Genomic DNA, 21,248 nt, shown 5'->3' with positions numbered 1-21,248 from the left:
TTGCCCCAGTGAAAAGGGAGCTACCTACCTCAATATGTTCGGCCTTGTAGCAGCCCATACTATGTTCTAGCACGTTTCCCCAAAGGGAATGTCAATCAACTTTGAGCTTTGCTACTCCCCACGCTTTATTGGGTTGCGGCCCCATAGTGAGCACTAGGGAGCCCCCCTGTAGCAGCTCCGAGGCGGGGAAGTCGAATGAGCGTAATACCTTGCCATTCAGCGTGGCGCTCTGCACATAAAGGTTGGTGCGCGAGGCGTGGTGGGCGATAATCGTGAATTTTTTGCCGCGCCCAAAGCGCTGCCCTAGGTCGATTTCTACTTTTTGATACAACGGACTACCTATTTCATAGCGCGGCGTGGCACTGGTGCCGCCATCTGTTTGAAACAGACCTAGGGAGGCCATAATCAGCCACGCACTCATCTGCCCCTGGTCTTCGTCGCCTAGGTAGGCGTTGGACACCCCGTAGCCATAGTACCGCTCCAAGATGGAACGACTCCACTTTTGAGTAGCCCAGGGTTTACCAGCCCAGTTAAACAAGAAAGCGAAGTGCATCGACTGCTGATTGCCCTGCACCACGGGGTAGTTCCAGTACTGGTCGTTCATGCCGTTGTAGCGCCAGGGCTCGCTGGCTCGAAAGCCCCATTCCAGCCGGTCAATGAACGTCTGGGAACCTATCTTATTGACCAACGCCGGCACATCCTGCGGCACAAAAAACGTCAATTGCCAAGCGTTACCCTCCACATACTCCTCGTTGGCGCCGCTCTTGAACGGGTCGAAGCCGGCGGTCCAGCGACCATTGCTTAGTTTCAAGTGACTGAAGCCGGTGCTGTCCAGGGTGTGCTGCCACCATGCGCCACGCGCATTAAACTTCGTGTACACGTCTTGCTGACCTAGGGCTTTGGCCAATTGCCCCACCGTCCAGTCATCAAACGAATATTCCATCGAATTGGAGAACCGCCCCTTGTCGGCGGGCACATACTGGTACTGCTCGTAGGCCACGAGGTCGCGGTTGCCCGCAAAGCCATTAAATACTTTCTGTGCGGGCGTGGTCTGCATTTTGACAGCCGCGGCCAGCACTTTCTGCGCGTCAAAGTCGCGAATGCCCATCTGGTACGCGGCAACCATCTGTGGTATTTCGTGCTCGGCCACCATCACCGGCACGTAGTTCATGCCGGCCGGGCCTTTGGCTAGCCAGCCGTAGGCATCGTAGAGGGCCAATTGCGAGTTTACCCAGCGGTTGCTCCACTCCGGCAACACGAGGTTCCAGACCTGGTTCAGGTTCCAGAAGGTATTCCAAAAGGCATCGCAGCCCAGTGCTACATCATCAGGGCGGGCTAGCTTCTGCACGCGGCCATCGGTGCCGCGCCACTCGCCGTTGGTGTCGCTCCAGGTGTTGCGACTGCAAATGGAGCGGTACAGCGCGTTGTAGAAACGCACTTTTTCGAGCCGGTTGGTAGTCGTTATTCTCACTCGGTCGAAGAGCGCATTCCAAGTTTGCAGCTGGTGCTGGCGCACCGCGTCGAAGCGCCAGCCAAACGGCTTGGTTATTTCGGTTTCCAGGTTTTGCCGGGCATTGGCTAGGCTCACGAGCGAGATGCCCGACCGGACCTGCACCACCGGGGTTTGCTGGGCGTCAAATTCAGCGAACAGCCCAGCTTCTTGCACGTCCTTCGCGGCCAGCACATCGCCGTACTGCACGCGCTTGTTCAGCCAGCCTCCTAGGCGCTTGATGGGCTGGTCAAACTCTACTACAAAGTGCAAGGTGTAGTCTTGCGCCGCATCGTTGCTCCACACTGCGGGCGAAAACTGGTGCACTACCCCTTCTATCCGGTACGCACTCACCTTCGTGAGGTTCACCTTCTTAAGCTGATAGTCGTATTCGGCCGGGATGTGCAAGTCAAGCAGGATGCGGGCACTGTCGCGATTGGCCGGAAAGGTGAAGCGCTCAAAGCCGCACCGCGTGGTCGCGGTTACTTCCGCCTTGATGTCGTAGTCGGCCAGCTGCACTTTGTAGTAGCCAATGGGCGCCTCTTCCGTTTTTTTATCGATGCGCGAGCGGTAGCCCGCCGCGGGTCGAAACTCATCACCAATAGTGGTTTTGAGCCTGCCATTGGTTGCAAATACACCTAGGCCAGCCAGGGTCCACTCGTGAAGATGACTGAATGTGCCAATGCTTTCCCGCGTGGGCTCGTATCCAGCCTGCCACCCGCTATTCTGGTTGTCGGGGCTCATCTTCACCATACTAAAAGGCATCCAGGGTCCTGGGGCTATCATCCAGCGCGAGTGGGCCGTGCCTAAGCGCGTGTCCACGTAGTCGGCCAAGGTCTGCGCCGGCTGCGCCGCGCGGGTTATGCTGCCCGCTTGAATCACGTGGCCGTTTTCCAGCAGTTCGTACCGGCTGCGCGTCGGCTTAGTAACAGCCGGCATCAGGGCCTCAAACTCGTAGGCGTCCTTTTCTACTACCTCACTAAAAATTAATTTCTTATCCAGGCGCACCTGCAATATAGGCGCACCGCGTAGGTGATCGACCTTCACGAGCAAGGGCTGCCGGCGCCGACCGTCGGCGACCAGCTCGTAGGGTGCTGGCGCTACGTTCCGAACCACTAGCTGATTGGGTTGCTGCACCGTTGTCGCGGCCGGACCTAGGAGCTGCACTTGGTCAAATAGTATCCAGGAACCCTCCAGGATGGTGATGGTGACGCTGTTGCCCCCTTTGCGCAGCACGTTGTGGCCAATAGGTACCTGGATAAGGTAGGGCGTGGCCGCCGCCAAGTTGCCGCTCAGCGCCGCTGTGTCACCGACGGCTTCCGTCAGGGTGGGCCGCAGCTGGGTGGGCGCCGCCCCAGCCGTAGCCAGCTGGATTTTCTTGTCCTGCCCGTTGATGCTGATTTTCACCAAGGGCGGAAACTTCTTCGCATAGTCGGCCAAGCGCACCACTAGCTGGTAGCCGGTGGCGGCGGGCGCCTGCGAGAGGGCAAAAACCAAGGTTACTTGATTGGTACGCCAGCCGGCGGTGCTCCAGGTGCCGCCCCATGTATCGGCCGGGCCGGGGAGCACGTAGGGAAAATCCGTTTTCTCTTTCGAAAAGCCGATGACAAAGCGCTTGTCTTCGTAGCCAAAATCGTGCGCCACAAATTGGCGGAAGCCGGCGGGCGCCAGCGCAAACTCAGTGCCGGAATGGTCTGCTCGGCCTACCTGCCAGATAGTTTTTTTGGGCTGTTGCGCGTGGCTTCTACCGCTTATTCCGAGGCTAAGTAAGACAAGCAGGAAAAGCGCTTTCATCGTTCTCATACAGGTAGCAGCGAAATGGAAGCAAAAGATAAGCGCCGTGCGGGTTGCAGTACCCTAGAGAAGTAGTCGTGGAGCGTGGAGCTGAGCTAGTTGAGTTGAGAGGGAAAAGCCAGCTACTTACCGCCTGACGAAAAAGCGAGGCTACCATCATCCCCCCTATTGCAGAACTCGTGTTGTGGGGAGCTGAGCATTACTCCATTATCGCTAACCCGAACTTACTGGCAGAGCTTTAGGCTAAGGCAGATGCAGCCGTGGGAAAGCAAAAGCAGGACAACAAGCTAGCTGCTAAAAATCCTCCGGTTGAGCAGCTACAACTAATGTTTAAAGTTAAGTAGCTAGATAATAAGGTTTTTCGCAAACATAGCTGACTTGCGCATGCTTGCAGAAAATTAGGTTGAGCCTATATGCCAGACTGCGCTGCCTACTCTACTGGGAGCCTAGCTCTTTAGGGCCGTAGCTAGTATGTTTAAGGTCTTCTCCCCGCATGTTCGCCCTTGTCCCACTGTGGCTACCCCTTTTGAAACCTACTTCGACCTCTCCTTTACGGGCGCCATTCTCTATGAGCCCGTACACAACGCAGCGGGCGAGCTGGTCGATTTTGCGTTTTACCGCGTCAATCCGGCGGCCCAGCGCCTACTCAACCTGCCCGCACAGCCCGGTGGCACCTACCTAGGCACTTTCCCAGCAGTCGCAAGCGTCGGCTTCAACCACCAGCGCCAGGCATTTGTAGAGGAGGTGCCCGCCGAGTGGGAAGGCAGCTACCAAGCCGACGGCTTCGACTACTTCTTCCGCACGCGGGCACAGCGCACCGACAACTACCTGCTAGTCAGCTTTAGCACCCTTACCGAGCAGTCTCAACAGCAGGCCGACGAGGCCCTGCGCCAGCGTCAGGCCCGCGAGCAGGCGGCCAGCGCCGAGGCCGAAGCTCAACGGGCAGAGCTGCATCACACCCTAATGCAGGCCCCTTTTGCGGTAGCTATCTTCCGGGGGCCAGACTTTGTGGTGGAATTGGCCAACGCGGGGCAGAGCGAGCTGTGGGGCTGCCCGCCCGAGCAGGTGCTGGGCCGCCCGCTATTCGAAGCGCTACCCAGCCTAGCCGGGCAGGGGCTGGAAGAAATATTCCAGCAGGTGCTGCATACGGGTCAGCCGCTCACGCGTAGCGAGATACCCGTCCGCATTGCCCGCGCGAACACCAGCCTGCCCGAGCAGGGCTACTTCACCTTCATTTACCAGCCACTACGCGACGCGCAAGGCCAGCTCACTGGCCTGATGCCTATGGGCGTAGAAGTGACAGGGCAAGTGCTGGCCCGCCAACAGGTGCAGCAGCTCAATGAGGAACTGGCGGCCATCAACGAGGAGCTGCGGGCCAGCAACGAAGAATACCTGCTCGCCAACACCGCGCTGAGCGAAGCGCAGCAGCAGTTACAACAGCTCAACCAGGAGCTAGAAACCCGCGTGCAGCAGCGTACCCACGAGGCCCAGGCCGCCCGCGCCGAGGCCGAGCGCCAGCGCCTGCGCCTCGAGCAGTTGGTTATGCAAGCCCCGTTGGCCATCTGTGTATTCGACGGGCCCGAGTGGGTGTACGAGCTGGTGAACCCCAGCTACCAGCGCATGTTTTACGGGCGCGAGCTGATGGGCAAGCGGCTGGTCGACGCCCTGCCCGAGGTGGCCGACCAGCCACTCATGGACATCTTACACGCCGTATACGACACCGGCGTGCCCTTCGAAAGCCGCGAGGTGCTTGTGCCGCTGGCCCGCACGGCGGAGGGCCCTATAGAAGACATTTTCTTCAACCTTACCTATCAGGCGCGCTTCACCGAGCGGGGTCAAGTAGATGGCTTCGTGACCTATGCCCAAGATGTAACCGAAGAAGTGCTGGCCCGCCAACAGGTGCAGGTGCTCAACCAAGAATTAGCCGCTATTAATGAGGAATTGACGTCTACCAACGAGGAGCTGCACGCGAGTAACACCAGCCTCACGCGCACCAACGTCGACCTAGACAACTTCATTTATACGGCCAGCCACGACCTAAAAACACCCATCAGCAACATCGAGGGCCTGCTGCAACTACTCGCCGAACTGCTGCCCGATACCGGGGAGCCCCACGAGTTGTTGCTGCCCATTTTGCACCGCATGCAGGAATCGGTGGAGCGCTTTAAGCGCACCATTTTCCACCTTACCGACGTGAGCAAGCTGCAAGCCGAGTTTGCCCAGCCCGCCGTCACCCTTAGTCTAGCCGCCGTGGTCGAGGACGTGCGCCAAGATTTGCTGCCGCAGCTCACGGCCACTCATGCGCAGCTGGCCGTAGCCGTAGCCGGGTACGAAACGACCGTTTTCTCGGCCAAGAATCTGCGCAGCCTTGTGTTCAATCTGCTCAGCAATGCGCTCAAGTATCGCCACCCTGCCCGCGTGCCTTGGGTCCGCGTTGCCTGCGCCTGCCAGGGCAGAGACTTAGTGTTGACGGTACAGGATAATGGCTTGGGAATAGGTGAACAGCAGCAGAAGCGGCTGTTTCAACTCTTTCAGCGCCTGCACACCCACGTAGAGGGCACGGGCGTGGGCCTGTACACGGTGAAAAAAATCGTGGAAAATGCCGGCGGCACGATTTCAGTACAAAGCCAGGAAGGCATCGGCACCACCTTTACCCTAGTTTTTCCGGCCTAGGTAGTACTGTTTTTCGCTATCATACTTATCCAGTTACATTTTTATGCTTTCCAGTATCCTGCTGGTCGATGATGACCCGACCACTAATTTCCTTAATCAAACGCTGGTGCGGCGTGCCCAAGTAGCCGACAACGTGCTGGTAGCTGAAAATGGCCGCGTGGCCTTACAGATGCTCGAAACCACCTGCACGCCAGACAATACGAAGTGCCCGACCCTGATATTACTTGATGTGAACATGCCTGTGATGAACGGCATCGAGTTTCTGGAAGCGTACCAGCAGCGGCCCCAAACCCAGCAGCAGGCCACCATTATTATCCTGCTCACCACCACCGTGCTCGCCCGCGACCTAGACCGCCTCCAGCAGTTGCCTATCCACGGCGTACTCGACAAGCCCCTAACAACCGCTAAGCTGCAGATGGTCATCGACCAGTATTTTGCCCATGCCAAGACCTAGTGCCTTGCTTCTTTGAATTTCGCCCAGTATTTGACCCGTCGTTTAGCTAGGCACTAGCCTTCACCATCATGCAATTGCTCGCCAGCAACCACCCTCTGCTATTTACGCTGCTTGGCATAGCAACATAGTTATCTCATTGAGTAAGACTAACAAGGGCACTGTGTCAACTATAAAGTAAAACAGCCACTCAGGTTATTACCTAGGCGGCTGTTTTTTTATAATGGTAACCGATAAAGGTTTCTAACTAATGACCTCCTGCTTGCAAGGCAAATAGATTAGCCAAATTAGTTAGGCGACGTATCTTTTTGCTTTTAACTTATCACTTAATTATCTAATATTAAATTAGTTAGTTAGGACATACTTACTGCACTCTGCTCTGTAACTCAAATAAAAAAACCCGTTTCTAAATCAGAAACGGGTTTTTTAGTACCAGAGACGGGACTCGAACCCGTACGTCCGTGAAGACAAGGGATTTTAAGTCCCTCGTGGCTACCATTACACCACTCTGGCTCAGGCGCTTACGGCTGCTAGCTAGGCAACCGAATAGTCATCAAACAAAAAAGACGCTGCCTGTTAGCAACGTCTTCTTTATGGAGCGGGAGACGAGGTTCGAACTCGCGACCTCGACCTTGGCAAGGTCGCGCTCTACCAACTGAGCTACTCTCGCTTGAGGTTTTCGCTGCCGTGGCGGCGAATGGTGATACAAAGGTAGGCAAAAGGCCGTGCAATGCAAGTAATGGCCTAAAAAAGATTTAACCCTGGAACGTTTTTGCTTCATTCTCAAGGCAAAAAAAATTTTATCTCGCCTTCTATTTAGTGTCAAACCGAACTATCGGGCATCGGATGCTGTGTAGGCGGGCGTAGCTTTGCTAGGCATAGCTTGTGGCCTACGGGTCGATATTTTTTTCCTCCCCTCTTATGGCTGCTCCCAGCTCCTTCACCGTCACGGCGGCGTCCGAACCGCACCGCGTGCGCACTCGCCAGATTATCCGCGCTCACCCCGAGGTGAAGCAGCTCATGACCCGTACACCAGTTACCTTCTGGATTGGGCTAGGCTGTGTACTGGCCCAAGTAGGCTTGGCTGCCGCGCTGCGCCACCAGGCGTGGTACTGGTCGGTACTGGTAGCGTATGCCGCGGGGGCTTTCCTGTCGCATACGCTCTTCGTAGTTATCCACGAGGCCGCGCACAACTTAATTTTCCGAACCTTGAAAGCCAACGTGGCTACGGGCATCTTGGCCAATTTCCCATCTGTTTTTCCAACGGCCATTAGCTTCAAGAATTTTCACATCAAGCACCATGTTTTTCAGGGGGTGCACGAGCTCGATGCCGACCTGCCCGATTGGTACGAGGCCAAGCTGATTCAAAACTATAGCCTAGGCAAAGCCGTGTGGCTATTCTTCTTTCCGCTATTCCAAGTCATTCGCACGCTGCGCTGCCGCGAAGTCATCAGCATCGACCGCTATGTGGTGGCCAATTTTGTGGCGCAGCTGGCCTTCAATGTGGCTGTAGTTTACTTCCTAGGTTGGATGGCGCTAGGCTACCTGTTTCTAAGCTTCTGGTTTTCGGTGGGGCTACACCCGCTAGGCGCACGCTGGATTCAGGAGCACTACCTCACCCTGAGCCCCGAGCAGGAAACGTATTCGTACTACGGCCGCCTCAACGGCATTAACCTCAATGTAGGCTTTCATAATGAGCACCACGATATGCCTAGCATCCCGTGGAATAATTTGCCCAAGCTCAAACAGCTAGCCCCCGAGTTCTATGAGCCACTGCTAGCACATAAAAGCTATACCAAGCTGTTTTTTCAATTCTTATTTGACCAAGAAATAAGCCTCTACTCGCGTATTACACGCCGCGAACGAGGTACGGCCACACTGCGTGACCAAAGCGTGCCCGACCGCGAATTAGTAAGCAACTAATTTTTTTAAGAAAATTTCAGACTGGGAAAATCCAACCGAAGAAGCGGAACCGTAGGTGCCTGCACACTTATTCCAACTTTTCTTTTTCCTAGTTTCATGAAACTCTCGTTTGCTTCGCTGGCTTTAGTAGCCCTGCTCGGTGCTGGCACCATCCAATCGGCCTCGGCCCAAAAGGCTAAAACAGTAATGGTAGGCGGCGCTCCAATGTACCCCACCAAAAACATTGTCGAGAACGCTGTTAACTCGAAAGACCACACCACCCTCGTAGCCGCCGTGAAGGCTGCCGGCCTCGTAGAGACCCTACAGGGCCCCGGTCCTTTCACCGTATTTGCGCCTACTAATGAAGCATTTGCCGCACTACCTGCCGGTACGGTAGAGTCGCTAGTGAAGCCTGAAAATAAAGAAACGCTCACCAAAATTCTGACTTACCACGTGGTAGCAGGCCGCATGACTTCGGCCGACCTGATGAAAGCCATCAAGGCTGGCGGTGGCAAAGCCGAGCTGAAAACAGTGAGCGGCGGCACGCTGACGGCCATGATGAAAGGTCCCAAAACTATCGAGTTGAAGGACGAAAAAGGCGGCATCTCGACCGTTACTATTGCCGACGTAATGCAAAGCAATGGGGTCATCCATGTGGTGAATAAAGTACTGATGCCCTAGTCGTTAACTTATTGTTATGTAGCAAAACCGTTGGCCTTGTCTGGCCAACGGTTTTTTTGTGAAAATTGGCTAAAAACAAGAGCACTTCATTTTAGTATGCAAGCGCCGTCTATATCTTAGCCGTTGAATAGTCGAGGTTTAATGATTTAGTTTATAATCAATTGTATTCTTATGACACGCACCTGTACTTTACTAACTAGTGGGCTACTATTAGGGCTTTTAGCCAGTAGACCGGCGCTGGGGCAAGCGCCCCAATTAGCCAAGTACCAGAAGGGAACAACAGAAAAAGGACAGAAAGTGGGCGTGTGGGAATATTATGGCTACACCACGACTGGGCAGCAGGTAGTCGTGCAGCGCTACGACCACGACAAAAACAAACTAGTTTTTTTTCGGGAGGTGCCTTATGCCACTTATTTCACAGAAGTAAAGCCGGGCGAGTGGCGCTACGTACAGCCCGACCAGCCCCCCATGTTTGTGGGTGGGGCCGGGGTGTTGAGCTACCACATGGCACAGCTCGAATATCCGCAGGAAGCTCAAGAGCGGTTGCTGCAAGGCAAGGTAACGGTGACTATCAAAATTGATACCCTAGGGCGGGTGGCGGGCTACCGCCTCACGCAACGCGTGGGCCGCTCGTGCGATGAAGAGGCTATGCGCGTGGCCCGAATTATTCCGCAGACCTGGGTGCCGGCTCGCATTGGCTCGCACGCGGTGGCGGTGGAGTATGAGCTGCCTTTCAATTTTGCCATGAAAAAGCATTAACTGGAAGCCAGGCCGTATGTTGGCGGTATGAATCATCTCTCTTTTACTGGCCGGCTAGGTCTGGTAGCCCTGGCGCTACTGGAGCTAGCTGGCTGCGACTCGACCCCGCGCGAGCGCCAAGCTGCCGTGCGCCAAGAGCTGACCAAGCTAGACACGGCGGCACGGGCCTCGGGGCGCACGCTACGGCGGGTGGGCCGGCAGGTGGCGCGCTTCGACTCGGCCAACCATGCCCGGCGGGCCGTACCGCTGGATGCCAGCCGCCAAAAGCGTGTAGACCAAGAGCTGCTTGGTAGCTACGCTAGCAAAGTAAGTACTCTCACGCCTGCTACCATTGCTGGGGCCTACGGGCAGCTGCTGCGGGCCACGCGGGCGCACCGCGCCACCTGGCAGCTGCGCGACTGGGACTATGCCCAGGCCGCTTACCAGCGCCTCAATGCCCAGCTAGCTCGCGTGCGTCTCGACTTGCCGGCCCGCGAGGAAGTGCGCATCCGGGCTTGGCAGGCCGAGTTTACGGCCCTGCGCGCTAGCCGTACCGCTAAAGACCTGCGCACTGCCACTAAAAAGCCCTAGGTGTTGTTTTAAGTACCTAGGTCGCTTAAGCCACTGGCAGCAGTGTGCAGTCGGCCCTGTTATTACTTCTTAGCTAGCTGCTCACAGCTATCCTTATGTCTACCGGCTCTAGCTCCTCGCGGCAGGAGAATATTATTGTGCTCGACTCGTACTACGAGCCCGTGGCGGCTCATTTGGCGCGCACCAAGCTGGAGGCGGCAGGTATTCCGTGTTTTTTGACCAACGAGAACCTGGTGTCGCTCAACCGGATGTACAGCCCGGTAGCGGGTGGGGTACGCTTGCACGTGTACCAGCGCGATGCAGCCCAGGCCACTGAAGTACTGCGCGAGCTGCCCGTGATGCAGGCCGTAGCTGGCGGCTTAGCCGAGCCTACCAAGCAGGCAGTAACCTGCCCGCGCTGCGGCTCGCACGATGTGGCCTTTGATGTACCGGCCGAGCCCGCCAATGCCGCCTCTTGGCTGGCAACGCTGCTCGCGCGCCTGCGGCACTACTTTGCGCAGGGCCAAACGCATCACTGCTTTAACTGCGGGCTTGACTACTAAATGCCTAGGTGTGCCCTTAGGCCTTTGTAAGACCTAGCTGATAACCTTTGGGGGCACCAGCCTCTTTAGCTTGTCATGGAAAACCATTCGAAAAAAGTAGCCCTTATTACGGGAGCCAATAAGGGCTTAGGCCTCGAAATAGCCCGCCAGCTAGCACAGCAGGGCGTGGCGGTAGTGCTTGGTGCCCGGCAGGGCAAGGCAGAGGAGCCGGCTGCCGCACTGCGGGGCCAGGGCCTCGACGCGCGGGCGGTAGAACTAGATGTGACTAATGATGCCGACATCGCGGCGCTGCCAGGCTTCTTGCAGGACACCTTTGGCCGGCTCGACATCCTGATAAATAATGCTGGGGTGCAGCTTGATACAGGCTTTGAAACCAGCCCCGACACCCTGCGCCAGACTTACGAGGCCAACGTAATCGGGCCTTATGCCATTACGCAGGCCTTGCTGCCGCTGCTGCACCAAGCACCGGCTGGACGCATTGTTAACCAAAGCAGCATCCTAGGGTCGCTGGCTACCATCAGCGCGGGGCAGGGCGGCAGCTGGGCCACGCCGGGCTATACCTCTTCGAAGGCCGCATTGAATATGCTGACCGTAGTACTGGCCCAGCACCTCGCCGACTCGCCCATTAAAGTTAATGCGGCCCATCCGGGCTGGGTCAAAACTGACCTAGGCGGCGCAGGTGCGCCTCTCGATGTGCGTGAAGGCGCCCGCACGGCCGTACGGCTGGCCCTGCTCCCGGCCGACGGCCCCACGGGCGGCTACTTCCACAACGAAGAGCAGCTGCCTTGGTAATAGCCAAGCAGAAGCTAAAAGGGGCACGTTAAAAACCAAGTCATCTGGTTTTTAACGTGCCCCTTTTAGCTTCTGCTTGGCTGTCTTTCAGCGCGCCATTTTAAAAGCAGCTCTAAGCCGTTTACGCTTTGGCGGTGCTACGCTTTAGCGGCCGCGACATGGCGCGGGTGCGGGCGGCGGGTTTGGGCTGGGCAGCCGGGCGCTGCACCGTTACGGGTAGGGGCGCTTTCGCAAGTTTAGAACGCTCAAGCAGCCACAGGCGCAGGTAGTCGAGCCCCTCGGGCGAGAAAGCTGCCTGGCGCTCACCCGCCACAATGGGCCAGTCGGCTTGGTCGGGCTGAAACCAATGGTTGACGCCCGGTAGGCGGTGTGCCTCTACGGTGGCGGTGCCTTGGTGCAAGCCTTTTTGCAGCACGCCTAGGTGGCGGCCGGCGGCCACTTGCAAGTCGGCCGTGCCATTGAGTAGCAGCACTGGGCACTGCACTTGGGGCAGGCGAGTAGCGGGGTTGAAATCCAGAAAATAGCGCGACCACGGCGAGGTCAGCTCTGCGGCGCGAGCACGAGCCATGCTTTCGCTGAGGGCGGTATTGCTGCTGCGCAGCAAGGTGATGACTTTGGCGCGGGCAGCCGCATTGTTAGGGGTTTGGCGCACGGCATCGACGAGTTGGTCGTACAGCGCCTGGGCCGCTTTTATTTGTGTACCATCGGTGCCAATGAGGCGCATAATCTCGCCCTGCTGCCGCCGTAGTACATCGCGGCCCGACTGCCCGTATCCTGCCAGCGAGGCCACAAAGGCCGGCCCACCCTGGGGCGCTGCCGCCGCCAACAAGGCTACGTTGGCGCCTTCACCGTGCCCAAGCAAGCCCACCTGCTGAGGCGCAATGAGAGGTGTTTTGCGCAAAAAAGCTAGCGCAGCTTGCGCATCGGTTACTAGGTCGGCGGTGGTGGCGCGGGTGTAGTCGCCTCCCGAGCGACCCACGCCGCGGTCGTCGAAGCGCAGCACGGCAATGCCGTGGCGGGTCAGGTAATCGGCCAGGATGCCAAACAGATGGTAGCCTTGCAAATCGCAGTCGCGCTCCTGTGGGCCCGAGTCAGAAAGCAAGGCTACTGCTGCAAACGGGCCTTCACCGCTAGGAATAGTGAGCGTTCCACTGAGCTTGAATTTACCCGTAGGGTTGTTGAAAGTCACTTCTGACTCGCGATAAGGCGGGGTCAAGCGCAGCTTTTTGGCGGCTTGGGCGGCAGCCGGGGCAGTGCCGCGCTCTAGTACTAGGTCGGTTTTGAGGCCCGGCTGCTGCCAGGTGCCGCTAAGCTGGGCACCGCCAGCCAGTACCTTGCCCTCAAAGTGACTACCAGCCTGCTCGATACGCAGGGCAAGATTGTCGCCTTTTAGCTCGACCTCTACGGGCATGCGGCTGATGCGCTGCTGCGGCACATCGAGGGCCGCGTAGTAGGTGCCGTTGCTGAGGGGCACTATCGTTATCATCAGCGTGAGCGAGCCACCGGGCACTTTCAGCGGCCCTTGCCACTGGCCGCTTAGGCGAGGGGGCTCTTCGGCCCCAGGCCTAGCCTCGACAGTATGAACGAACCAACTACTAACGAGCAACAGCAAGAGTAATAATTTCTGCATAAAGTAGCACTCTATAAGGAAGTTAAAATAAAGTAAGGTCAATACTCCGCAAGGTACTAGGTCGCTGCCATTGAGAGGCTGGCTTTTAAGCGACAAAGCTGACTATAGTCGCATCCCTAAATGAACAATGCACACATAGCTAATGAAATACAGAAAACCTCGACCTTTAAAAATTATACTGACCGCATTGCTTTAAGGTGGTAGTCTGCCTTGCGCTGGCTTTGTGCGGTGCTAGCAGCCCTAGGCGTAGTTTTTCCGTAAGCAGGGCTATACTCATTGCCCCTGTTTTATGCCTACCAAAAAATCGACTTCTGCCCCTGCCCCACCCAAGCGCCCTATGGCGGCCGACATGAAGCAGCATTCTCAAACACTGCCTTATCCCGCCAAGCAGGCCGACATGAAGCTGCAACCGCAGTCGGACCTGGCTGCCTACCGCGCCGCGGGCAAGCTCGAAGGCAAGGTGGCCCTCATCACGGGGGCCGACTCGGGCATTGGCCGGGCCGTGGCCATCGCCTTTGCTAAGGAAGGCGCCAATGTGGCTATTCTATTTAATGAAAACCAAGAAGATGCCGCCGAGACCAAGCGCCTCGTAGAGCAGGAAGGCCGCCAGTGCCAGGTGCTGCAGCTTGATGTGCGCGACCGTGAACAGGCGTTTCAGGCTGTGCGCCTGGTGCGCCAAGAGCTCGGCGGCCTCAACATCTTGGTTAACAATGCCGCGTTCCAGGCCTCGCAGGAAAAGTTTGAGGACATCACCGAAGCCCAGATTCGGCGCACCTTCGATACTAATATCTTAGGGTACATGTGGATGGCACAGGCCGTTATTCCGCACCTGCAAAGCGGAGATTGCATCATCAACACCGGCAGTATTGTGGGTATCGTGGGCATTCCGATTCTGGTGGACTACGCCTGCACCAAGGCTGGCATTCATGCCCTCACGAAGTCGCTGGCGCTGTACCTAGGCGAGAAAAATATTCGGGTGAATGCCGTGATACCCGGCCCGGTTTGGACGCCCAATATCGTGGGCACCATGCCGCGCACCGAAATCGACAAGTTTGGCCATGAGGTGGCGCTCAAGCGCCCTGGCCAGCCCGAGGAGCTAGCCCCAGCCTACGTGCTGCTGGCCTCGCAAGATGGCTCTTTTATGACCGGCGCGCTGGTACACGTCACGGGCGGCAAGCTCAGCAGCGACGAGTAACCTACGGAGGAGTTTGTACGTTCTACTAGCCTAGCGGGCTGTTAGCTGCTTTTCAGGTCGAATAAGCAGCTAACAGCCCGCTTACTTTTTTTCAAGCAACGTATGACTTTTCAGGAGCTGCTGCCCACCTCCCACTTGTCGGAGGCTACCCGCGCCGAGCTAACGCAGCGCTTAGCCGCAACCAGCCAGGCGGCGGCCTACGAGCCGCAGTTTTTCGCCCCCGAAACCTACCAGCTCTTTGTGGCAGTGGCAGCGCGATTGTTTCCGCAGCCCGAGCGGCCGGTGCCGATTCCACTTATCGCGGCCGTTGACAAGCGCTTGGCCGAAGGTCAGTCGGATGGCTGGCGCTACGATGCCCTGCCCCCCGACCGCGAGGCCTACCGCCTAGGTCTGGGTGGCATCGAGCAAATAGCGCAAGCCCTGTTTCAGAAGAATTTTGAACAGCTTGAGCCGGCTCAGAAAGATGCCGTTATTGAATCGCTGGCCAGCGGCAACCCGCCCGGCGAAATATGGCAGAGCCTGAAAGCAACGCGCTTTTTTGAGGAGATGCTGGCCGAGCTCACCGAAAACTACTACGCCCACCCCTGGGCGCAGGATGAGATTGGCTACGTGGGCTACGCCGACCTACCCAGCTGGGTCAATATCGGCCTCAACCAAAAAGACGCACGGGAGCAATAGCCGGCCGGGGCTACTTCCGCTCCGCTTCCCTCCGCTCCAATACACTGCCTATCAACCCCGGCGGGCCTAGCTCCGCGCCCCATATACTAGTTTATGCCCGACGAAGAAATTGCCGAAGAGGGGGTGCTTACCCCGCTCGATACGCCCGTGCAGGACCCGCTGCTGCGCGAAATACTAGCTGAAAACCAAGCTGCCGCTACGCCGCAAGAACAGTCTCAGCCCACTCCTACCAAACAAGAGGAAGTTGACTGCGTGGTTATTGGCCTAGGAGCAGGCGGGGCACCGCTGCTGGCCCGCCTAGCTCAGGCCGGGCTAAAGGTAGTGGCGCTGGAAGCCGGCCCCTGGCACGACCCGACCAAGGATTTTGCCACCGACGAAAAGGCACAGAACTTCCTATTCTGGAACGATGAGCGCCTGGCGGCGGGCGGCAACCCGCTGGCCATGGGCCGCAACAACTCGGGTACCGGCGTAGGTGGCTCGACGCTGCACTACACGGCTTACACGCCGCGCCCCCTGCCCGACGACCTCACGCTAAAGCGCGACTTTGGCCAGGGTGAAGACTGGCCCCTGACCTACGATGAACTGGCCCCCTACTACGAAGAGGTGGAGCAGTTTCTGGGGGTTTCGGGACCTACCCCCTACCCCTGGGGGCCGGCCCGCCCCAAGGGCTATGTGCTGCCCCCACTGCCCCTCAATAGTGCCGCCCAACTGATGGTGCGTGGCGCCGAGAAGCTCGGCATCCGCACCTCGCCGGCTGCCAACGCGGCCTTATCGGCCCCTTACTTTCAGGAGGGCGTGGGCTGGCGGCAGGCGTGCACCAACCGAGGCTTTTGCCAAGCGGGATGCTCCAACGGGGCCAAGTCCAGCATGGACGTAACGTACATTCCGGTGGCAGTGAAGTTTGGGGCTGATATTCGGCCTAATAGCTTCGTAACCGAAATCGAGCGCAATGCCCAGGGCTTGGTTTCGGCGGTGGTATACACCCAAAACGGCCAGCAGCACCGCCAGGCCTGCCGCCACCTGTTCTTATGCGGCGGCGCCGTCGAAACACCTCGCTTGCTGCTGCTCAACAACCTAGGGCTGACCAGCGGCCAAGTAGGCCGCAACCTGATGGCGCACACTGGCATTCAAGTGTGGGGCACGTTTGAGGAAGAAGTACGGCCAACCAAGGGCATTCCGGGCGGGCTCATTTCGCAAGACACTCACCGGCCTCAAGATGCCGATTTTGTGGGCGGCTATCTGCTGCAAAGCATCGGCGTAATGCCAGTTACGTTTGCTAGCCAGGCAGCCCGCGGGCGCAAGCTCTGGGGCCAGGCTATGCGCGACTACATGCGCCAGTTCAACCACGTAGCGGGTATTAACATCCTAGGTGACTGCCTGCCGCACGCCGACAACTTTATGGAGCTGAGCGACGAGCTCGACGCGCGCCAGCTGCCCAAGCCACGCTTGCATTTCACCGCTCAAGACAACGAGGTTCGCATGACGGCCCACGCCGAAAAGAAAATGCGCGCCATTTGGGAGGCGGCCGGCGCTACCGACATCTGGGCATTTGACCGCTACGCTCACGTCATTGGTACGGCCCGTATGGGCCGCAGCGGCGACGATGCCGTGGTTGACCGCGATGGCCGGGCATTTGATGTGCCCAACCTCTACATCTCCGACAACTCGACTTTTCCGAGCGCCCTTAGCGTGAACCCGGCCCTGACAATTATGGCCTTGAGCTTGCGCACGGCCGATAAGTTTTTGGCGCGCGAGCGGCGGCGCGATAGCTAAGCCGCGATTAATGATGAATTATTAATGGTTAATGCTTTTCCTTACTGATTACCAATTAGCTATATCACTTCATCAACCATTAATAATTACTCATTAATCCTTAAAATGAAATCCTTTCTCACCGAGATAAAACGCAAATTCGGCGACGGCAACTACGAAGGTGACGAGTTTGGCGGGGCACGTGGGCATAATGGCAAAGGCCTGCCCACGGGGCTGCCCAACAACTTTATGTTTGCCACCGGCATCGAGTGCAGCTACCCTACCATCGACCACGGCAAAACCCGGCGCGATATGCTGGCCGAGTGCGACCACTACAACCGCTACAAGGAAGACCTAGGGCTGGTAAAGGAGCTGGGCTTGAAGGTGCTGCGCTATGGCCTACCCTACTACAAGATTCAGCAGGCACCCGGCAAGTACGACTGGGAATTTGCCGACCTAGCCATGGCCGAAATACAGCGCCTAGGCATCACGCCCATTCTGGACCTGATGCACTTTGGCGTGCCCGACTGGCTGGGTGATTTTCAGAATCCCGACCTACCGGTTCAGTTTGCCGACTACTGCGAGCAAGTGGCCAAGCGCTACCCCTGGGTGCGCTACTACACCCCCGTAAACGAGATTTACGTCACGGCCCGGTCGAGCGCCAAGGATGGCGTCTGGAACGAGCAGCTTAAATCAGACAAGGGCTTTGTGACGGCGCTCAAGCACTGCGCGGCGGCCAGTATCATGGGCACGCAACAGATTGCTAAGCACCGTCCCGACTGCGTGATAGTACAGAGCGAGTCGGCCGAATTCATTCACGAGCTGCGCGCCGAGCGTACGCCCGCCGTACAGCTCGAAAACCTGCTGCGCTTTACGTCACTTGATTTGCTGTATGCCCACCACCCTGAGGGTGAGGTAGTGAACTACTTGTACGACAATGGCATGACCCGCCAGGAGTATGACTGGTTTATGGCCGGCGAGCCGCCCGGCTACCAGATAATGGGCAACGACTACTACGGCCGCAACGAGAAAATAATGCTGCCCAATGGCGAGGTCTGCACCAGTATCGATGTGCTAGGCTGGTCGACCATCACCCACGACTACTACCAGCGCTACAAAAAGCCGGTAATGCACACCGAAACCAACGTTTTTGATGCCAACGAGGCCCCCGTTTGGCTTTGGAAACAGTGGGTTAACATCCTGCGCCTGCGCAAGGAGGGCGTGCCTGTGCTAGGCTTCACCTGGTATTCGCTTATCGACCAGATTGACTGGGAAACTGGCCTAGCTGAAAAGAAAGGCACCGTGAACGCCTGCGGCCTTTTTGACCTCGACCGCAAGCCTAGGCTTGTAGCCGAGGCTTACAAGCAGTTGCTCGAAGAGTACGGCCAAATCACGATAGTGCCCCACGGCGAACTGTTTGAGGTGACTGCCCGCCCCGCCACCTTGAAGGTCGAGGTGTAGCTGCTCGCAGCTTGACCAAAGGCCAGCCGCCCCCGCCGAAGAGTACTAGCTCTTTGGTGGGGGCGGCTGTTTTTGATGGCAGCCGCTATGCTAAGACCATCCCAGGCCATTGTCAAGCCTGTTATTAGCCTGTTAAATAGTTATTTTAACATTTTTAAAGACGTACTTAAATAAGAGAACAGGGAACTACTTGCAGCCAGCTAGTGATTGCGTAACTTGCAGGCGTAACCCTTTGACTTTACCCCGCTGCTATTACACATTTCTATGAAATTACCCGTTCCGCTGTTGCTGGTTGCCCTGCTCATCGGGGTGCTGCCGGCAGCTGCCCAACGACTATTTGTGACGGGCCAGGTGGTAGAGGCGCAGTCGGGTGAACCGGTGCCCTTTGCATCCATTTTTGTACCCAAGTCAACAGCAGGCATCACGGCTGACCTAGAAGGCAAATTTAAGATTTCGCTTACTGGGTCGCCCGACTCGCTCGCGGCCTCGGCCCTCGGGTTTCTGACCCAGCGCAAGCGCTTGAGCAACCTGCCGCAGCAAACCATCTTGTTTCGCCTCAAAAAAGGCGGAGGCGTGGCCCTAAGCGAAGTAGTAATTCGCCCTGGCGAAAACCCGGCGTTTCGCATTTTGCGCGAGGTGCAGCGGCACCGCAAGGAAAATGAGCGCAACGCCCTCTCGGCCGCTGAGTTCAACTCATATAACCGCATTGAGGTAAGCATGGCCGACATTCCGAAGTCCTTGGCCAACCGCAAGGTGGTGAAGGACATTCGGGCGCTGGCCGTGCGCCGGGGTGCGGCCGCCGCCGCCGACCCCGATGCTCCACTGCCGCTATTTGCTTCCGAAGTGGGCTCCAAAGTATACCAGAAATACAGCCCGCTGCGCCGCCGCGAAGACATCTTGCACAAGCAGATGCGCGGTGCTGGCCCCCGCGAAGGCTCAGTACTGAGCCAGATGCTGGGCTCTAATTTTCAGAACTTTGACTTTTACCCAAACTGGCAAAATATCCTAGGTAAGGATTTTATCTCACCTATTGCCGACGGCGGCCGCCTCACCTACGACTACGACCTGCAAGACTCGGTGTTTGTGGACAAAGACTGGTGCTACAAAATAGCCGTGACGCCCAAGCGCCCGCACGACCTGGCGTTTAAGGGCACCGTCTGGATTACGGCCGAAAAGTACGCCCTACGCCGTATCGACGTGGTAGCTAGCGAACAGTCTAACATCAACTTCGTCAGTGACCTGCGCATCTACCAGGACCTGACTCCACCTACAGATGGCCCTGGTCTGGCCTCCCGTACCCGCTTAGTGATGGGCATTCGACCCTACGAAAAACAAGCGGCCTTGCGTGTGCGCTTCACCACCGTCAACTCGGGTTTTGTGCGCAATCAGCCGCACGAGGCCGCTTTCTATGACCAGCCTATCGTGTCGAGCATCATGGAGCCGGGCAAGAACGGCGAAGCCAGCGGACTGCTCACCGGCATGCTGCCGGCCGGGGCTACCGAGGGCTACTTCGACAAAAACCGGCCCGATACACTGAGTTTGAGCGAGCGGCAAACTTTTGCGGTGCTCGACTCGGCCCGAAACCTGCCATCGGTGCGCAGTACCCTCGATTGGATTGACTTGTTTATCAATGGCTATAAGCGCATTGGTAACGGCGACAATAACAGCAAGATAGAACTGGGCCCTATCATCAATACCTACGCCCACAACGACTACGAGGGCAATCGCTTTCGCATCGGGCTGCGCACCACACCAGGCTTTAGCCGCAACACGGTGTCGCAGGCCTACATGGCCTACGGCACCCGCGACGGCCGTATTAAGTACGGCCTGCGGTCGAGCTACATTGCCGAGCGCCGCCACTGGACGGTAATAACGGGCGAGTTTCGGCACGATGTCGAGCAGGCCGCCCTGCTTGATAATGACTTTTTGCAGGTCGATAACAACCTCTTTCTGGCGGCTACGCGCTGGGGTCGCTTTATCCAAGGCAAGCCCATCTTGCGCGACTTAATGACCTTGTCGCTGCAGCGCGACTTGTTTCACGGGTTCACCCAAACCATTACGGTGCGTGAGCAAAATATACGGTTTCTAAATGACTTTATATATCGCCGCAACGACCGGGTGGTACCTGACATTACCCTGTCGGAAATAGTACTGGAATCGCGCTACGCCCCCGACGAAACCCAGGTGCAGGCCGAAAACCGCCGCCGCGCTATCGGTCTCAAGCGCCTGCCGGTGTTCACCTTTCGCTACACCATCGGAGCGCGCGACCTGTTTACCAGCAGCAACGCCCGCTATCAGAAATACAACCTGCTCGTGAGCCACAGTGTATCGCTGGGCCACTTTGGGCGACTCAACTACCGCGCTGAAGGCGCCTATGCCCCCGACCGCCTCCCGGCGCTGTTTCTCAAAATCCCGCTTGGCAACCAGACGCCGTTTTACAACGCCAATGCCTTCAACCTCATGAACTACTACGAGTTTGTGACCGACCGCTCCGTGTCGCTCCGGCTCGACCATCATTTCGAGGGCATTGTTCTCAACGCTATTCCGGGCGTGCGCGCCCTCAACTGGCGCCTAGTGGCAACTGCCAATGCGCTTTATGGCGGCTTAAGCTCTAAAAACCAGCGCCAACCTCTTGATATGCAGGGCCGCCCGCAGACGCCACTACCCACACTAGGAAAGTTGCCCTATGTGGAGGTCGGCTACGGCGTGGAGAATATTTTCAAGTTTATCCGGGTCGATTTCATTCATCGCCTCACCTACCGCAATGCTGCACCCACTGGCCCAGACGAGCCTGCTCCGCGCAACTTCGGTATTAAAGTGGGCGCCCAGTTCCGATTGTAAGCATCCGAAAAATTGCAAACAAAAAGCTCCGCTGCCTT

Annotated in this window: 15 protein-coding genes and 2 tRNA genes; 13 read left to right on the top strand and 4 right to left on the bottom strand. The window is 57.4% G+C overall.

Going from position 1 to position 21,248, the window contains the following annotated elements:
- Positions 1–91: 91 nt before the first annotated feature.
- Positions 92–3,283, bottom strand: a complete 3,192-nt coding sequence (locus FNT36_RS12345) for a GH92 family glycosyl hydrolase (protein ID WP_233635872.1) — start codon at positions 3,281–3,283, stop codon at positions 92–94.
- A 513-nt stretch (positions 3,284–3,796) separates the two neighbouring features.
- Between FNT36_RS12345 and FNT36_RS12340 the strand changes: the two genes are divergently transcribed.
- Positions 3,797–5,956 (top strand): PAS domain-containing sensor histidine kinase, encoded by a 2,160-nt coding sequence (locus FNT36_RS12340; RefSeq protein WP_233635871.1) that lies wholly within the window; start codon positions 3,797–3,799, stop codon positions 5,954–5,956.
- A 43-nt stretch (positions 5,957–5,999) separates the two neighbouring features.
- Positions 6,000–6,410 (top strand): response regulator, encoded by a 411-nt coding sequence (locus tag FNT36_RS12335; protein ID WP_144848004.1) that lies wholly within the window; start codon positions 6,000–6,002, stop codon positions 6,408–6,410.
- Positions 6,411–6,837: 427 nt separating this feature from the next.
- Here the strand turns inward: FNT36_RS12335 and FNT36_RS12330 are convergent.
- Together FNT36_RS12330 and FNT36_RS12325 are read right to left on the bottom strand one after the other, a co-directional pair.
- Positions 6,838–6,920: transfer RNA gene (locus tag FNT36_RS12330), tRNA-Leu, on the bottom strand.
- An 81-nt stretch (positions 6,921–7,001) separates the two neighbouring features.
- A tRNA-Gly gene (locus FNT36_RS12325) sits at positions 7,002–7,077 on the bottom strand.
- Between the two features lie 251 nt (positions 7,078–7,328).
- On the opposite strand from FNT36_RS12325, the gene FNT36_RS12320 reads away from it, so the two are divergent.
- From FNT36_RS12320 to FNT36_RS12295, 6 genes are all read left to right on the top strand, one after another.
- The gene (locus tag FNT36_RS12320; RefSeq protein ID WP_144848002.1) at positions 7,329–8,330 is read left to right on the top strand and encodes a fatty acid desaturase; all 1,002 of its coding nucleotides are present in this window, start codon (positions 7,329–7,331) and stop codon (positions 8,328–8,330) included.
- 96 nt (positions 8,331–8,426) lie between these two features.
- On the top strand, positions 8,427–8,990 hold the full coding sequence (locus FNT36_RS12315; RefSeq protein ID WP_144848000.1) for a fasciclin domain-containing protein: 564 nt from the start codon (positions 8,427–8,429) through the stop codon (positions 8,988–8,990).
- Positions 8,991–9,161: 171 nt separating this feature from the next.
- Positions 9,162–9,749, top strand: a complete 588-nt coding sequence (locus FNT36_RS12310; protein WP_144847998.1) for an energy transducer TonB — start codon at positions 9,162–9,164, stop codon at positions 9,747–9,749.
- A 27-nt stretch (positions 9,750–9,776) separates the two neighbouring features.
- Positions 9,777–10,319, top strand: coding sequence for a hypothetical protein (locus tag FNT36_RS12305; protein ID WP_144847996.1), 543 nt, complete (start codon positions 9,777–9,779; stop codon positions 10,317–10,319).
- A 95-nt stretch (positions 10,320–10,414) separates the two neighbouring features.
- Positions 10,415–10,861 carry a putative signal transducing protein gene (locus FNT36_RS12300; protein WP_144847994.1) on the top strand — a complete coding sequence of 149 codons (447 nt, stop codon included), beginning with the start codon at positions 10,415–10,417 and terminating at the stop codon, positions 10,859–10,861.
- Between the two features lie 75 nt (positions 10,862–10,936).
- A complete protein-coding gene (locus tag FNT36_RS12295) occupies positions 10,937–11,653 on the top strand; it encodes an SDR family oxidoreductase (RefSeq protein ID WP_144847992.1) in 717 nt (238 codons plus the stop codon).
- A gap of 121 nt (positions 11,654–11,774) precedes the next feature.
- Here the strand turns inward: FNT36_RS12295 and FNT36_RS12290 are convergent, their stop codons facing one another.
- Positions 11,775–13,283, bottom strand: coding sequence for an alpha/beta hydrolase family protein (locus FNT36_RS12290; protein ID WP_144847990.1), 1,509 nt, complete (start codon positions 13,281–13,283; stop codon positions 11,775–11,777).
- Between the two features lie 289 nt (positions 13,284–13,572).
- On the opposite strand from FNT36_RS12290, the gene FNT36_RS12285 reads away from it, so the two are divergent.
- The 5 genes from FNT36_RS12285 to FNT36_RS12265 all read left to right on the top strand — a co-directional run bounded on the left by FNT36_RS12285 (position 13,573) and on the right by FNT36_RS12265 (position 21,210).
- Positions 13,573–14,478: an SDR family oxidoreductase gene (locus tag FNT36_RS12285; RefSeq protein WP_144847988.1), complete on the top strand. Its 906-nt coding sequence runs from the start codon at positions 13,573–13,575 to the stop codon at positions 14,476–14,478.
- A gap of 102 nt (positions 14,479–14,580) precedes the next feature.
- The gene (locus tag FNT36_RS12280; protein WP_144847985.1) at positions 14,581–15,156 is read left to right on the top strand and encodes a gluconate 2-dehydrogenase subunit 3 family protein; all 576 of its coding nucleotides are present in this window, start codon (positions 14,581–14,583) and stop codon (positions 15,154–15,156) included.
- Positions 15,157–15,249: 93 nt separating this feature from the next.
- On the top strand, positions 15,250–16,929 hold the full coding sequence (locus FNT36_RS12275) for a GMC family oxidoreductase (RefSeq protein WP_144847983.1): 1,680 nt from the start codon (positions 15,250–15,252) through the stop codon (positions 16,927–16,929).
- Between the two features lie 105 nt (positions 16,930–17,034).
- Entirely contained in the window at positions 17,035–18,369 is a 1,335-nt protein-coding gene (locus tag FNT36_RS12270) for a family 1 glycosylhydrolase (protein ID WP_144847981.1), read from the top strand.
- Between the two features lie 264 nt (positions 18,370–18,633).
- Entirely contained in the window at positions 18,634–21,210 is a 2,577-nt protein-coding gene (locus tag FNT36_RS12265; RefSeq protein WP_144847979.1) for a DUF5686 and carboxypeptidase-like regulatory domain-containing protein, read from the top strand.
- The last annotated feature ends 38 nt before the right edge of the window (positions 21,211–21,248 follow it).

The organism is Hymenobacter setariae, assembly GCF_007713685.1.
GTDB classification, from domain to species: Bacteria; Bacteroidota; Bacteroidia; order Cytophagales; family Hymenobacteraceae; genus Hymenobacter; species Hymenobacter setariae.
This window is presented reverse-complemented; position numbering and strand designations above follow the sequence as displayed.